Source organism: Pseudomonas syringae (genome assembly GCF_021605415.1).
In the GTDB taxonomy this organism is placed as follows: domain Bacteria; phylum Pseudomonadota; class Gammaproteobacteria; order Pseudomonadales; family Pseudomonadaceae; genus Aquipseudomonas; species Aquipseudomonas syringae_S.
In genome coordinates this window covers 60703-75991 of sequence record NZ_WKEQ01000013.1, presented here as the reverse complement: position 1 = coordinate 75991, position 15289 = coordinate 60703, and the positions used below count along the sequence as shown (strand labels likewise).

Annotated in this window: 11 protein-coding genes; 7 read left to right on the top strand and 4 right to left on the bottom strand. The window is 61.7% G+C overall.

From position 1 onward, the window contains the following. Positions 1-51 precede the first annotated feature (51 nt). The 3 genes from ribA to GIW69_RS11790 are packed head-to-tail and all read left to right on the top strand — an operon-like array spanning position 52 to position 1885. On the top strand, positions 52-669 hold the full coding sequence (gene ribA, locus GIW69_RS11800; protein WP_236482696.1) for a GTP cyclohydrolase II: 618 nt from the start codon (positions 52-54) through the stop codon (positions 667-669). Beyond that, entirely contained in the window at positions 666-1085 is a 420-nt protein-coding gene (locus tag GIW69_RS11795) for an MFS transporter (protein ID WP_236482694.1), read from the top strand. Before ribA ends, GIW69_RS11795 begins: the two co-directional genes overlap by 4 nt. Then, positions 1085-1885 carry a cobalamin-binding protein gene (locus GIW69_RS11790; RefSeq protein WP_236482692.1) on the top strand — a complete coding sequence of 267 codons (801 nt, stop codon included), beginning with the start codon at positions 1085-1087 and terminating at the stop codon, positions 1883-1885. Before GIW69_RS11795 ends, GIW69_RS11790 begins: the two co-directional genes overlap by 1 nt. A 118-nt stretch (positions 1886-2003) precedes the next feature. On the opposite strand, the gene GIW69_RS11785 is transcribed toward GIW69_RS11790, so the two are convergent. The 4 genes from GIW69_RS11785 to GIW69_RS11770 form a co-directional block, all read right to left on the bottom strand. Further along, positions 2004-3881, bottom strand: coding sequence for a TonB-dependent receptor domain-containing protein (locus tag GIW69_RS11785; protein WP_236482690.1), 1878 nt, complete (start codon positions 3879-3881; stop codon positions 2004-2006). A gap of 145 nt (positions 3882-4026) precedes the next feature. Continuing rightward, complete coding sequence (dxs, locus tag GIW69_RS11780; protein WP_236482688.1) at positions 4027-5919, bottom strand: 1-deoxy-D-xylulose-5-phosphate synthase; 1893 nt, start codon at positions 5917-5919, stop codon at positions 4027-4029. Positions 5920-6010: 91 nt separating this feature from the next. Beyond that, positions 6011-6898: a (2E,6E)-farnesyl diphosphate synthase gene (gene ispA, locus GIW69_RS11775; protein WP_236482687.1), complete on the bottom strand. Its 888-nt coding sequence runs from the start codon at positions 6896-6898 to the stop codon at positions 6011-6013. Further along, positions 6895-7137 carry an exodeoxyribonuclease VII small subunit gene (locus GIW69_RS11770; protein WP_003228627.1) on the bottom strand — a complete coding sequence of 81 codons (243 nt, stop codon included), beginning with the start codon at positions 7135-7137 and terminating at the stop codon, positions 6895-6897. The genes ispA and GIW69_RS11770 overlap by 4 nt, the downstream gene beginning before the upstream one ends. A gap of 399 nt (positions 7138-7536) precedes the next feature. Here GIW69_RS11770 and GIW69_RS11765 point away from each other — a divergent pair, with 399 nt between their 5' ends. From GIW69_RS11765 to GIW69_RS11750, 4 genes are read left to right on the top strand one after another with little or no spacing between them, the layout of a single operon-like run. Continuing rightward, entirely contained in the window at positions 7537-8328 is a 792-nt protein-coding gene (locus GIW69_RS11765) for a DUF2135 domain-containing protein (RefSeq protein WP_236482685.1), read from the top strand. Positions 8329-8366: 38 nt separating this feature from the next. Continuing rightward, the gene (locus tag GIW69_RS11760) at positions 8367-10082 is read left to right on the top strand and encodes a DUF2138 domain-containing protein (RefSeq protein WP_236482683.1); all 1716 of its coding nucleotides are present in this window, start codon (positions 8367-8369) and stop codon (positions 10080-10082) included. Continuing rightward, the gene (locus GIW69_RS11755; RefSeq protein ID WP_236482681.1) at positions 10052-10717 is read left to right on the top strand and encodes a DUF1175 domain-containing protein; all 666 of its coding nucleotides are present in this window, start codon (positions 10052-10054) and stop codon (positions 10715-10717) included. The genes GIW69_RS11760 and GIW69_RS11755 overlap by 31 nt, the downstream gene beginning before the upstream one ends. Continuing rightward, positions 10714-15288: an alpha-2-macroglobulin family protein gene (locus GIW69_RS11750; protein WP_236482679.1), complete on the top strand. Its 4575-nt coding sequence runs from the start codon at positions 10714-10716 to the stop codon at positions 15286-15288. Before GIW69_RS11755 ends, GIW69_RS11750 begins: the two co-directional genes overlap by 4 nt. Position 15289 lies beyond the last annotated feature (1 nt).

Sequence of the window (15289 nt, the reverse complement as noted above, 5' to 3'; positions counted from 1 at the left end):
TTACAATGCCGCCCAGCGAATCTTCAGACTTTTCAGATCAGGAGCACACCGGTGCCTGTCGTTTTTGTCGCCGCTTCCAAGCTGCCAACGCCTTTTGCGCAATTCATCATGCACGGCTTTCTCGATGAGGCCACCGGCCGCGAGCACGTTGTGCTGAGTCTCGGTGAAATTGCCGACGGCGCCCCGGTGCTCGGTCGCTTGCATTCCGAATGTTTGACCGGCGATGCCTTGTTCAGCCAGCGCTGCGACTGCGGCTCGCAACTCGAAGCCGCTCTGCAGGCCATTGCCCGTGAAGGGCGTGGCGTGTTGCTGTACTTGCGTCAGGAAGGTCGTGGCATCGGTCTGCTCAACAAGATCCGCGCCTATGAATTGCAGGACGGTGGCGCCGACACTGTTGAAGCCAACGAGCGTCTGGGCTTCGCCGCTGACCAGCGTGACTACGCGATGTGCCTGCCGATGCTCGAGCATCTGGGCGTCAAATCCCTGCGCTTGATGACCAACAACCCGCGCAAGGTCAAGGCGTTGACCGACATGGGCATCGTCGTCGCCGAGCGCGTACCGCTGCACACCGGCCACAATCCGCACAACAAACTCTACCTGGCGACAAAGGCCAGCAAGCTCGACCACATGATGGGCAATGAACATCAGGGCGAGGCAGACCGGGCGTGACACGAGGTCAGGTGCGCCGTCGATTGTCAGTCGCCTGGTGGCAATACCTGGCGCTGGCGCTGGTGCCGCTGTTCGTCATCAACGGTGTGTTCGGCCAGAGCGAGGCGATCCTGCCGGTGTTGGCGATGCCGATGTTCATCGCCGGCGTGGCCTCGATGTTTGTCAGCCTGAAGTTTTTCGGCCGCTACAAACATGCGCTGATTGCCACGCAGAAATCCCTCGATACGCCTGAAGAACCCGCTGCCTGGATTGCCCTTGCAGCACAACGTCGCGCGTCTTTTCTTGCAGCGGCGTTGCCGGCCTGGATCGGTGCGCTGGCGGTGTTCGTCGGCCTTGAAGCCGTGCCATTGATGTTGCTGGCGCTGTCCACCGCCGTGCTGTTCTACCTTTATCGCATCCCGCGTCAACTCGGTTGATGCGTCGCTTCTGGCTGGCGGTTCTGCTGCTGGCCGCCAGTGGTGCGGTGTTGGCGGACCTGCGCGTGGTCAGCCTGGCGCCATCGCTCTCTGAAATTGTCGTCGAGCTGGATTCAGCGGACTTGTTGGTCGGCGTGCTCGATGCCGGAGAGCGCCCGGCCGCCATTCAAAACGTGCCATCTGTTGGTCGCTACGGCCAGTTGGACATGGAGCGCCTGCTCAGCCTCAAACCTGACTTGCTGCTGCTCTGGCCCGGTAGCGTCGGCCCGGCGCAACGCGATCAGCTTCAGCGCCTGAACATTCCCACCTACGTCGCCGAGCCCCATAGCCTCGAACAACTCAGCGCTCAGATCGAAGCCATTGCGGCACAGCTTGGGCGACCCGAGCGGGGCGTGAATCTGGCGAGCGATCTGCGCCAGAAGCTCGGCGACTTACGCCGACGCTATCACCGGGAGGCACCGTTACGGGTGTTCTATCAGGTCTGGGACAAGCCGCTGTACACCGTCGGCGGCGGGCAAATTATCAGCGATGCGCTTGAGGTGTGCGGTGCGCGCAATGTGTTTGCCGAGCTGACTTTGCCGGCGCCGCAAGTGAGTGTCGAAGCGGTGTTGCAGCGCGATCCCGAAGTGATTCTGGCCAGTGACCAAGCGCAGCTGGATGCCTGGAAAACCTGGCCGCAAGTGGCGGCGGTAAAGCAGGGACAATTGTTGATGGTCACCGACAAAGGCCTGGAGCGGCCGAGCGGGCAGATGATCGAAGCGACGGCCAAACTGTGCCAGTTGATCGCGCCCGACCGTTGAATTCGAGGTGGCTTCAATCGCGGGCAAGCCCGGCTCCTGCAGGTTCACCGCGACCCCTGTAGGGTCCGGGCTTGCCCGTGAAGAGGCCGGTTCGGCCACCGAAAGTCCCGAACTGGATTTAAGGTGTCCAGGTGATGCCGAACATCCACGCCCGGCCTGTTTCGCGATAGCCATACGGGTCGCCGTTGTAGCTGTAGTTCGCCCGGCTGTAACCCTTGTCCAGCAGGTTATCGACCTTCAACTCCAGCTTGATCTCGCGGTTCAGCGCCCAACTGCTGCGTAAACCGAGCAACGCATAGCCGCCCAGTGTCTGTTGATTGGCGAGGTCGTCGTAGCTGCCGCTCACGGCTTGCCAACTCGCGCCGAAGCCCAGTTGATCGAATTGCCGATCCAGATCCCAGCTCAGGGTGCGACGCGCGCGACGGGCCAGAGTATGGCCAGTGTCACGGTCGCGCGGGTCGATGATCGCCACGCCAAGGTTGCTTTGCCAGCCGGACAGTTCCTGCTTCAGCGCCGCTTCGAAACCATTGATCCGCGCCGACGCGACGTTCTGCGGACGCGAATTGCTGCCGAAGATAATCGCGTCTTCAAGATCCGTGCGATACAGCGACGCTTCCAGCCGAGCGCTGTCGCTCAACTGACTGCGCCATTGCAGCTCGTAGCTTTTCGAGGTTTCGGGTTTGAGGTTCGGGTTGCTGAAATCCGGGTAATACAGATCGTTGAAGGTCGGCGCGCGGAAGCCCTCGCTGTAGCTGAGCAGCAGATCGTTGTCCGGATTCAGCGGTAGTGTGAAGGTGCCGCTCCAGGTGTTCTGGCTGCCGAACTGCTGGTTGTCGTCGTGGCGCAAGCCCAGTTCGGTGGAGAAGCTGTCCGCCTGATAGCGGTGCTGAATGAATGCTGCGCGGTTCCAGCGGCTGTCTTCGTCGAATGCGGTGCTGCTGTTGACCCGGTCTTCGTACCAGTCGCCGCCGAGTATCAGGCTGTTGCTCGCATCCAGGGTCAGGTCGTTCTGCCAGTTCACCGAGTCGCGGTAGGTATTGAACACCGTGCGCTCGTCACTGAGCTTGTCGAAGGTCTTTTCGCGGTTCTCGCTGTGACCCAGCTCCAGGCGAGTTTTCCAGCGCTCATTGACCCGCGCGTCCACGTAACTGCTGAGGCTACTGACGTTGAAGTCGCTGTAGGGCTGTTGTTGCACTGAATCGAAGGTGACCGGGTCGAAGCGGCCGAACGGGTTGTCGAACTCGCTTTTGCCACGGTTATCCAGCAGATTGGCGCCGATTTCGATGTCATCGGTCAGCGCATGGCTGAGGCTCAGACTAATGGATTGGTTGCGGTAAGCGTCGTGATCGCTGTCGCTGGGATACGACTCATTGGTGCGGTCGATGCCAGCGGTTTCATCAAGGCTGGCGCCGAGGTTGAAGCGGGTTTTGTCGTCGCCGCCGGACAGGCCGAGGCTGCGTTCCCAGGTCTGGTTGCTGCCAAAACCCATGTGCAGCCTTGGCTGCAAACCCGCGTCGCTGCCGCGTCGGGTGAAAATCTGGATCACCCCGCCAATCGCATCACTGCCATAAATCACCGAACGCGAACCGCGCAGCACTTCCACGCGCTCGACTTGTTCGATGTTGATGTGTTGCAGGTTGCTGTCGCCGGACGTCGAGTTACCGATGCGTTGGCCATCCACCAGCACCAGGCTCTGCGCCGATTGCGTACCGCGAATGTAAATGCCGGGCAAACTACCGCGCCCGCCGGTCTGCGCCACCTGCACGCCCGGTACCCGTTGCAGCAGATCAGTCACGCTCGCCGGTTGCAGGCGCTCGATGTCATCGCGGGTGAACACCGTGTTGGCGGCGCTGCTGTCGTTGCGCGCTTCAACCTGACGGTTGGCGCTGATCAATACGTCGGGCAGCTTCAGGGCCTGATCGCGTTCGAAAGTGTCGGCGAAGGTGTTGGCGGTTGGCAGCAGGAGAAGGGGCAGGGCGAGGCGGGAGAGTTTCATGGTGAATCCATGGCATATACAAAACCATGCAGGAGCTGCCGGAGGCTGCGATCTTTTGATTTCTGTATTTGATTGTTGAAATGTTCGGAACCGCCGAAGGGCAGGATCAAAAGATCGCAGCCTTCGGCAGCTCCTACAAGGGGGGTTACAGCAGTTGTAAGCGGTGGCGAATGGACGCTTCGATCCCCGCTTCATCCAATCCGCATTCCGCCAGCATCTGCGCCGGTTTGGCGTGTTCGACGTAAACGTCCGGCAAACCGAGGTGCAGCATCGACTTGAGGATGTTTTCCCGAGCGAGGAACTCACTGACCGCGCCACCGGCGCCGCCCATCACGGAGTTCTCTTCGATCGTCACCAGCAGTTCGTGGCCACCGGCGATCTCGCGCACCAATGCCTCATCCAACGGTTTGACGAAGCGCATGTCGACCACGGTCGCATCCAGTGTTTCGGCGACTTTCAGCGCTTCAGCCAGTTGCACGCCAAACACCAGCAGAGCGACTTTGCTGCCCTGGCGACGGATGATTCCCTTGCCGATTTCAATCGGTTCGAGGTCTTTGTCGATGGTCGCGTTCGGGCCGTTGCCACGCGGGTAACGCACCGCCGCCGGGCCTTCGTGTAGATGGCCGGTGGTGAGCATTTTGCGCAGTTCGTTTTCGTCGCTCGGGGTCATGATGACCATGCCCGGGATGCAGCGCAGGTACGACAGATCGAAACTGCCAGCGTGGGTCGGGCCGTCTTCGCCCACCAGGCCGGCGCGGTCGATGGCGAACAGCACATCGAGGTTCTGCACCGCGACGTCGTGCACCAACTGGTCGTAGCCGCGTTGCAGGAATGTCGAGTAGATCGCCACCACCGGTTTCGCGCCTTCGCAAGCCATGCCGGCCGCGAAGGTCACCGCGTGTTGCTCGGCAATCGCGACGTCGAAGTAGCGCAGCGGATAGCGCTCGCTGAACTCGACCAGGTCCGAGCCTTCCTTCATCGCCGGGGTGATCCCGACCAGGCGCTCATCCGCCGCCGCCATGTCACACAGCCACTCGCCGAACACGGCGGAGTACTTCGGCCCACCGGTTTTCTTCGGCGCAGCGGCCGGGGCGTCCACGGGTTCAAGCTTGGTGATGGCGTGGTAGCCGATCGGGTCGACTTCCGCCGGGGCGAAGCCTTTGCCTTTCTTGGTGACGACGTGCAGAAACTGCGGGCCTTTCAGATCGCGCATGTTGCGCAGTGTCGCGATCAGGGTTGGCAGGTCGTGGCCATCGATCGGGCCGATGTAGTTCCAGCCCAGTTCTTCGAACAGCGTGCCGGGGACCAGCATGCCTTTGGCATATTCTTCGGTGCGGCGGGCGATTTCCCAGGCACCGGGCAGGCGTGACAGTACTTTCTTGCTGCCTTCGCGCATGCTCGCATAAGTGCGGCTGGAAAGGATTTTCGCCAGGTAATTCGACAGCCCGCCGACGTTGCGCGAGATCGACATGTCGTTGTCATTAAGGATGACGAGCATGTTGGCGTTGACTTCCGGCGCGTGGTTCAGCGCTTCGAAAGCCATGCCGGCGGTCAGGGCACCGTCGCCGATCACGGCAATCGCCTTGCGATCACTGTTTTGCAGGCGGGCGGCAATCGCCATGCCCAGTGCGGCGCTGATCGAGGTGCTGGAGTGGCCGACACCAAAGGTGTCGTACTCGCTCTCGGCGCGGCGCGGGAATGCGGCGACGCCTTCCTTCTGGCGCAGTGTGCTCATGCGCTCGCGGCGACCGGTGAGGATCTTGTGTGGATAAGCCTGATGACCGACGTCCCACACCAGACGATCGTCCGGCGTATCGAAGACGTAATGCAGCGCGATGGTCAGCTCGATCACGCCCAGGCCGGCACCGAAATGCCCACCGGTCTGGCCGACCGTGTAGAGCAATTCCAGGCGCAACTCATCGGCCAGGGTTTCCAGCTCGGCTTCGCCTAACCGGCGCAGGCCGTCCGGCGTGTTCGCGCGGTCGAGCAGGGGCGTGGTCGGGCGCTTGCGGGGAATCTCATGAAACGTCGTGGGCATCAGGCGAATCGTTATAGGTATAGAAGAGGCGGCAGTTTACCTGATGCTTGGCCCCCTGCCCACGCGTTGGTCTTTTTTGGCCGATACGCCGTCAGCTGCGACGGTCGACGATATACCGCGCCAGCTCACGCAACGGCTCGGCCGCCGCGTCAAACGGTCGCAGCGCGTGCAGGGCCTGATCGCGAAGTTCGAGGGCGTAAACCTTGGCAGCATCAAGCCCCAGCAGCGCCGGGTAGGTCGGCTTGTCCCGGGCGATGTCGGCGCCCTGGCGTTTGCCGAGGGTTTCGGTGTCGCTTTCGACGTCGAGAATGTCGTCCTGTACCTGAAACGCCAGACCGATGGCCCGTGCATAAGTTTGCAGAGACTTCAGTTCATCTTTCTCGGCACGGCCGCTGGCCAGGGCGCCAAGCTTGACGCTGACCTCGATCAACGCGCCGGTTTTGTGCCGGTGCATCAGTTCGAGCGCCTGTTGATCGAGCTTGAGTCCGACCGAACCGAGGTCAATGGCCTGGCCACCGACCATGCCCGCCGAACCTGCCGCCAACGCGAGAGCGCTGACCATCTGCAAGCGAATTTCGGTTTCAGGATTGCTCAAGCGCGGGTCGAGCAAAGCGCTGAACGCCAGGCTCTGCAAGCCGTCACCGGCAAGGATCGCGCAGGCTTCATCGAATTTCTTGTGCGTGGTCGGCTGGCCGCGACGCAAATCGTCGTCGTCCATCGCCGGCAGATCGTCATGCACCAGCGAATAGGCGTGGATCAACTCCACCGCGCACGCCGCACCGTTTGCCTGCTCGACCTTGCCGCCCAACGCTTCGCACGCGGCATAGGCCAGCAGCGGACGCACGCGTTTGCCGCCATTCATTACGCTGTAGCGCATGGCGTCGTAGAGGCGGGTCAATTCGGGGAGCGGGGCAGTGAACAGGGTTTCCAGAGCCGCGTTGACACGGGCCTGGCTGGTGGCGGAATACGCTGCAATCATTCCGGCTGTTCCGCGTCGAAAGGTTCCTCGGCCAGCTCGCCATCGCGCTCCAGCAACACCTGAACCTTCTGCTCGGCCTGAGCCAGCGCCGCCTGGCAGTCACGGGTCAGGCCGATGCCCTGCTCGAAAGCGGTCAGCGAATCTTCCAGCGACAATTCACCGTTCTCCAGACGCTCCACCAGCGTTTGCAGGTCAGCGAGGGACTGTTCGAAATCCAGTGCAGCTTTTTTGCGGGCCATGGTGGCAATTCCGGTAGACGTTAAACCGGCGCGACACTAGCAGATAGGGGGGTTATGGGCAAATGAGCACCCGAATCCAAGCCACATCGCGCCCAATGTAGGAGCAGCCGCCAGATCGATCATCAGGCATCGATTCTGAGCCGTGAGCCGAATAAACCTCCTATTCGGCTCATCGGGTGAGCCGAATGATGTCGATATTCGGCTCACGCCGTTGCAGACGCATGATTCCTACCGAAAATATAGATGTATCCGATTGTTAAAAAACCGCCAAATCGCTACCCTTCGCGCCATCTCTACGGCCCGACAGTCACGGGTCATTCAGACGAACGCAGCACTTCACCGCTGTGAAGCACCGAGGATCGGGTGCAAGGTTTCGTCAGGCATGGCAGGAGGCATTGCATGCGTTCATTTCTGTTGCTGCTGATCGGACTCGCCTGCGCGCCAGCGCTATGGGCGGCGCCGACGGCTGAGCTGTCGGAACCGGTGGGTGGCTGGCGTTATCACGGCTTGCTCGACCGCAGCGAAAACCCGCAGGTCGCCTATCCGACGCCGCCGATCGATCGCGGCGTCCAGCGCAATCGCACGATGATCCTGGGCCAGCTCAAGGCCATCGGCCATTTGCGTCCGCCGCACAGCCTCGCGGTGAACGGCAATCCTCTGAACCTGTACACCGACGACCAGGGCCGTTTCGCCCGGCCCTATGCGTTCGGTGCCGGCTCAAACAGTGTCGAAGTGCGTAGCGCCGACGGTCAGTCGCTCAAGCGTGTGCAATTTTATGAAGCCAATGATTTGCGCACCCCGGCGCGGATTCGTCTTGTCTTGGGTTGGGACGATCCTAAAGCCGAACTTGACCTGCATATCGTTACGCCCGACGGCCAGCATGCGTTCTGGGCACACCCGGCGCTGAGCAATGGCGGCGGGCTCGACCCGGACGGCGTCGATGGCCCCGGCCCCGAAATGTTCACAATGACCGCGCCGCTGCATGGCACCTATCTGGTTTACGTCAACTACTGGGGCAATTACGGCAGCGGCGGCTATAACTTCGAGGAGACCAGCAACCAGAACGAGGTCATCACTTCGCAAATCACGCTGGTGCTCAACGAAAACACCGTCGACGAAAAACGCGAGACGTTCATCGTGCCCCTGCGGGCCATCGGTGATCTGCTGCTGGTCAAGACTTTCAACTATTAAGCATCCCGCTCCACGGATGAACATCGGGTTTTGTGAAGATGAGCGATAACGTTGTGGCACCTGCCGTTTCTCCGGCCTGCGAAACGCCTGCCGGCAATCCTTCCCGGCGCTGGCCGGCGCTGCTGGTCGGGTTGTGCCTGATCGTCGGCATCGCGGCGGGCGTGGGCTGCAAACCCAAGGTGCCGGAGGCGGCGCTGGCCAGTGACAAACTGGGCATGAGCCGGCCGGACGCGTTGCTGGAAACCCGCTCCCTGAGCCAGTTGCCCAAAGACCTGCTGACGGTGCCGTTCCTCAAGGCCACCCTCACCGAAGATTTCGTCTTTTATTACGAAACCCATGCTGACCGTCTCGGGCTGATCGGCAGCTTGCGCCGGATCATTTACGAGCATGACCTGAAGCTGCAGGACACCCTGATCGAGCAGCTTTTCGATCAGCCGGCAGACGTGGCGCTGTGGCGCGGAGTGGATGGTCGCCTCAAGGATTTCCTCTTGGTGATGGATCGCGGCGGACTCGCGAAACTACTGGAACCGTTGGCAAAAGTCGCACTGGACGATACCCAGTTGAACCAGACCGGCGAGATCAAAGTCGGTGGTGACACCGTGCCGTTGTATCAACTGAACTTCAACGCCAGCAAATCCCTGGTATTCGCTTCCCACGGCGACAAACTGGTGGTGCTGTCCAATCCGGCGAAGCTCTACGACACCGGCCACGGCCCGACCGATGAGCACGGCATGGTTTCCACCCAGTCGCTGGAAGCCTTGTTGGGCGGACAGAAACTGTTCCCGGAAGCCTTCGGCCTGGCTGACAAGAAACCTGAAATCAAACAGCGCCTGTCGGTGAACGCCAGCGTACTTGCCATGGGTTATCAGCGTTTCATCCCGAACTTCGCCGGGCTGCGTTTCGACATGGACGACAAGGGCTGGCACAGCTTCCTGGCCATGGACGAGCTGGACAACCAGCCGGATTTCGACTTTAAACCGGTGTGGCAAGCCATGCCGTCAGGCGCCAGTGCGTGTGTAACGCTGCCCGTGGCCGCCGAGCCGCAGAAACCGTTGCTGGTGAAACTCGGTGCCGACGAAGCCGTCGCCCAGGCCTTGACCGAACACGTCGCGGGCGCGGCGGGCCTGTGCTGGTACGCCGATTCGCGGCTGTACACGCCGTTGCTGGTCGCCAGCCTGAATGACGACGACAGCGACAAGCTCGACGCCGATATCGGCAAACTCTTCGGTTCGATGGTCGGTGCGTTCGAAAGGAACGTGGAAGGCAACGTATTCCCGATGGTCGAGAAGCAGGAAGGTCAAAGTCACTTGTGGCAGCGTCAGATCAGTTCGAACTTCGGCCCCTACGCGGCCAAGGACGCCGAGAATCCGGATGCGGTCACCGGCAAGGCTTTCATGAAGGTCAGCCTCGCGCGCCACGGCTCGACGCTGCTGTTTTCCCTCGACGACAAACTGGTCGACAAAGCCCTCGGCACCCTCGACAAACGCTTCCCGCCAATGGCTGACGTACTGCCCAAAGACGTGCTGATGCCAATCTATTTCGGCCCGGATTCGATGGCGAAGCTGATGCAGCAGGAAACCCTCGACAGCCTGCCGCAAGACATGGAACCGGTGTTCTACAACGCTGCGCAAACCTACCTGATCCCAAAATTGCGTACCCTCGGCGGCTACGGCAAATACGCCCTGACCTTGCCCGAAGGCAGCGAGCCCGACGGCCACTGGCAATGGCTGCCACTGGAGTGGAAAGCGCTGTGAGCGCACTGATCCGCTGCCTTGGCGTGCTCGCGTTGCTGCTCAGCACTATGGCGCGCGCAGTTGAAGCACCGGCGCTCGATCCGCAGCAATCCCAGGTGTTCCGCGCCTGGTTTGTGCGCATCGCCGAAGAGCAGCTGAGCAAAGGCCCGAGTCCGCGTTGGTATCAGCAGGATTGCGCGGGGCTGGTGCGCTTTGCCGCCAACGAAGCGCTGAAAGTCCACGACGATAAATGGCTGCGCAGCAATGGCTTGTCCAATCGCTATCTGCCGCCGGAATCGTCATTGACCACCGAGCAACGTCGCCTTGCCCAGCAATGGCAGCAGGGCGGCGGCAAGGTCGGGCCGTACGTCAACGCAATCAAATTGATCCAGTTTAACAGTCGTCTGGTTGGGCGCGACGTGTCCCAGGCACGCCCCGGCGATCTGATGTTTTTCGATCAGGGCGACGACCAGCACCTGATGATCTGGATGGGCCGCTACATCGCCTATCACACCGGCACCACCACCCCCACCGACAACGGCATGCGCTCCGCAAGCCTGCAACAACTCATGACATGGAAGGACACCCGATGGATACCCGACGCAGCCAACCCCAACTTCATCGGCGTCTATCGACTGAACTTTCTCTCCCAATGACCGGTGCCCGCATGTTGCGTATCTGCTCCCGAATTCCATTGCTGCTGGCCTTGCTGTTGCCGCTGGCGCCGGTTAACGCCGACGACTCGGTCGAGCCGAGCAACTACGCGCCGGTGGCCGGTGAAAGTTTTTTCCTGCTGGCTGACAGCAGCTTCGCCGCCGATGAGCAGGCAATGGTGCGCCTCGAAGCGCCGGGCCGCGATTACCGCCGTTTCCGTATGGAGCCTTACGGCGGCGCCGACATCCGCGTGTACCGCATCGACAAGCCGCTGGATTTCCTCAAGCGCCAGAAAAACCTGCACCGCGTGGTCAGTGACGGCCAGTTCAAGGGCGAAGGCCTGTCGAACACCCTCGCGTACCTGTGGGACAACTGGTACCGCAAATCCCGTCGAGTGATGCAGCGTGCGTTCTCCTATGAATCGCGCAAACAAGTCACCGAAGAAGTCCCGGAACTGAAGATGGGCGACGCCATGGTCGCGCCGACACCTTACGATGCACAGCCACAATTCGCGTTGATCCCGGGTTTGCCGGTGGTCAGCCAGTTCCGTTATCCGCTGTGGCAGGCCAAACCCATCCAGCCACCAGCCGGGGTGAATCTGGCCGGGTCTTCCAGCGACTTCATCAGCGTCGCGCCGGGTAACGTTTACATTCCGTTGGGTCAGATGAGGCCAGGTCTGTACCTGGTCGAAGCGCTGATCGGCAAGTACCGCGCGACCACCATGGTTTTCGTGTCGAACACCGTGGCGGTGAGCAAGATTGCCGGTGACGAATTGCTGGTGTGGGCCGCGCGCAAACACGAAGGCAGTTCGGTGCCGAAGGTCAATGTGCTGTGGACGGATGGCCTCGGCGTGATGAGCAGCGGCGCCACGGATGCCGATGGCTTGCTGCGGCTCAAACACGTCAGCCCGGAGCGTTCGTTCGTGATCGGCGAGGACGAAGAGGGTGGGGTGTTCGTCTCGGAAAACTTCTATTACGACAGCGAAATCTACGACACCAAACTCTATGCCTTCACTGACCGGCCGCTGTACCGTCCGGGCGACTGGGTGTCGCTGAAAATCATCGGCCGCGAGTTCAAAAATGCCCGGGATTCGGTGCAACCCGGCGCCGCCGACGTGAATGTCAGCGTGCTCGATGCGACCGGCACCGAACTGCAAACCCTCGACCTGAAGCTCGATTCGAAGGCCGGCAGCCAGGGCCGGTTCCAGTTGCCGGACAACGCTGTGGCCGGGGGTTACGAGCTGCGTTTCAGCTACAAGAATCAGGCTTACAGCAGCGCGTTTCGGGTGGCTGAGTACATCAAGCCGCACTTCGAAATTTCGCTGAACCTGGCCAAGCAGGAGTACCGCACGGGCGAGCCGGTCAAGGGCAGTCTCGTGCTGCTGTACCCGGACGGCAAACCGGTGGCCAACGCCAAACTGACGTTGAGCCTGCGTGCCCAGCAATTGTCGATGGTCGACAACGAACTGCAATACCTCGGGCAATTCCCGGTAGAACTGACCAGCACCCAACTGACCACTGACAGCAAGGGCAACGCCACGCTCGACCTGCCCGCCGCCGACAAACCGAGCCGCTACATGCTCACCGTGTTTGCCAGCGACGGCGCGGCGTACCGGGTCAAGACCACCAAGGAAATCCTCATCGACCGGGGCGCCGCGAGTTTCCGCTTGAGCGCGCCGCAGCGTTTCAGTGCCAGCGGTGAAAAAGTCGCGTTCAGCTACGCGAACGAAGGCGGCAGCGAGCAGAACAAAGCGGTCACGCCGAGCAGTTATAGCTGGGTGCGTCTGGAAGATCAGAGCATCGGCGAAGGCAGACTCGCGGCGACCGACCAGGGTTTCAGCCTGGTCTTCGAACGCCCGGGCACTTACAACCTGACGCTTAAGGATCAGCACGGTCGCGTCCTCGGCGCTACCGGGCATTCTGTGACGGGCGACGGCGTCAAAGCCGTACCGGGCACCGTGGAAATCGTCCTCGATAAACCCGAGTACAAGGCCGGCGATGAAGCGCTGGCGCTGATCACCTTTCCGGAGCCGGTCAGCGATGCGCTGCTGTCGCTTGAGCGCGACAAGGTCGAAGCCACGGCCCTGCTGGCGAAGGGTGGCGACTGGCTGAAGCTGGAAAAACTCAGCGACACCCAATACCGCGCGCGCATTGCGGTAAAAGACAGCTTCGCGCCCAACCTGACCTTCTCGGTGCTGTACACCAAGGGTGGCCAGTACAGCTTTCAAAACGCCGGGATCAAAGTGGTCGCGCCGCAAATCGACGTGACAATCAGCACCGACAAAGAGACGTACCAGCCGGGCGAAACGGTGACGGTCGATCTGACCACCCAGTTCGCCGGCAAAGCGATGCCGGCGCACCTGACCGTCAGTGTCGTAGACGAAATGGTCTACGCGCTGCAAGCGGAAGTCGCGCCGACCATTGACCAGTTTTTCTACCATCCGCGCCGCAATAACGTGCGCACCAGCGCCAGCCTGTCGTTCATCAGTTATGACGTCGCGTTGCCGGGCAGCCCCGGCGCGCCGGGCAAGGCCAACCGCAGCGAACGCGGGGTGAAAGTGCTGGAGCGGCCGCGTCGCGAAGACGTCGACACCGCCGCGTGGCAACCGGAATTGCTGACCGGTGCCGACGGCAAAACCCGCTTCACCTTCAAGATGCCCGACTCGCTGACCCGCTGGCGCATCACCGCTCGCGCCATCGCCGATGACGGTCAGGTCGGGCAGAAGAAGCAGTTTGTTCGCTCGGAGAAACCGCTGTACCTGAAGTGGAGCGGCCCGAGCAAATTCCGCAAGGGCGATCAGCCGCAACTCGGCGTGTTTGCCTTCAGTCAGGCCGACAAACCGGTCAAGGCCGAATTGGTGACCCATTACGCCGGCACCGAACAACGCCTGCCGGTGACGCTGAACAGCGGCATCAACTACGTGGCATTGCCGGCGTTTGCACTCGCGACTGGCGATTGGACAGCCGAACTGGTACAGGACGGCAAGACCGCTGATGCCCTTGCGGTGCGCCTGACCAGCACCGGTGAAGGCTGGCAAGTCACCCAGACTCAAAGTCTCGATGCGGCCAGCGGCGACACCGCGCTGAATCTGCCGGCGGACGCCACTGACATTCGCCTGCGTCTGGATGACAGCCCGCAAGCGCTGTTCCGCTCGGCGCTCGACGATTTGCTCAGCTATCCGTACGGCGGCGTCGAGCAAACCGCGAGTCGTTTGCTGCCGCTGAGCATCGCCTATCCGTCGCTGGCGTCGAACCTGCAGATCCGCGATCGCTTGCGTCTGATCATGCAGAACAGTCGCCTGCGCCTTGTGCAAATGGCCGGGCCATCGGCGAGCTTCACCTGGTGGGGCTACGACGGCGAGCCGGATGCATTCCTCACCGCTTACGCCTATTACGCTGACTGGAACGCCAGCCAAGTGCTGGAACTGACGCTGCCGCCGGAGCATTGGCAACGCGTGCTGGAGGTCTATGCCAAACAGGCGAAAACCACGCCGCTGCTCCAACGGGCACTGATTTTGTCGTTCGCCAAACACATGCACCTGCCGGTCAACACGCTGCTCAGCGGTCTGATGGACGACCTCGCTCGGGCCGGTGAGGGCAATGCCGACACCCTGATGGACGACGGCGAAGACAGTCTGGTGATGAGCGCGCCGGATTCGGCACTGGGTCTGGCGGCGGCGCGGGCGCTGACCGCCCCGCTGGCCAAGCAAGTGAAGGTGCCGCTGCCGGACGCGTTCAGTCGTCAGGTGGATGCCGCGCAACAACGTCTGGCCGTCAGTTCGCAGCCGTTCGCCGAAGCCTTGAACCTGTCGCTGCAACCGTTCGATCAAGCTCATGCGCAAACGTTGTTGCAACGCCTGTTGCCGCAGCAATCGACCCTCGAACGCGCACTGGCCCTGACCTGGCTGCAACGCAGCATCGAACAGGCCTCGCCGACGATTGCGCTGGCGCCGGGTGACGGCTGGAAAAAACAGTACGGTGCAACCGGCGAGATGTATTGGACGTGGCAGGGCCCGACGCCCGTGCCAAGTGTGTTGTCGTTGGCGGGCACCCAAGAGCGTCCGTTGCGCGCGTCGTTGAGCTTCCAGAGCCAGCAACCGGCAGTCGATCCGATGGCCGTGACCATCACCCGTCGCCTGTCGCGGCTGGTGCCGGGTGACGAAGCGTTCACCTTCAAACTGGAGCCGGTCGGCACTCAGCCGCTGTCCAGCGACAGCCTGTATCTGGACGAAGTGATCCTCACCAGCAAAGCGCCGACCCCCCTGCGTTACGGCATGCTCGAAGTGCCGCTGCCGCCGGGCGCCGATGTCGAGCGCACGACGTGGGGCATCAAGTTGCAGGGCAAGCCCGGCACCGAACCGACGTCGCTTGAGAAGGCACGATTCGAGCCGGGGCAACTTGCCTACGCGGTGCCAGTGGATGCGTTGAGCGGCGAGTTACGCTTGCGTCATCTGGTGCGTTTCTCGCAGAAAGGCCAGTTCAACTTGCCGCCGGTGCGTTTCACTCAGGTCTACGCGCCACAACATCAGGCCCGGGAAGCGAAAGCCGCTCTCGGCCAGGTCACGGTCAACTGAC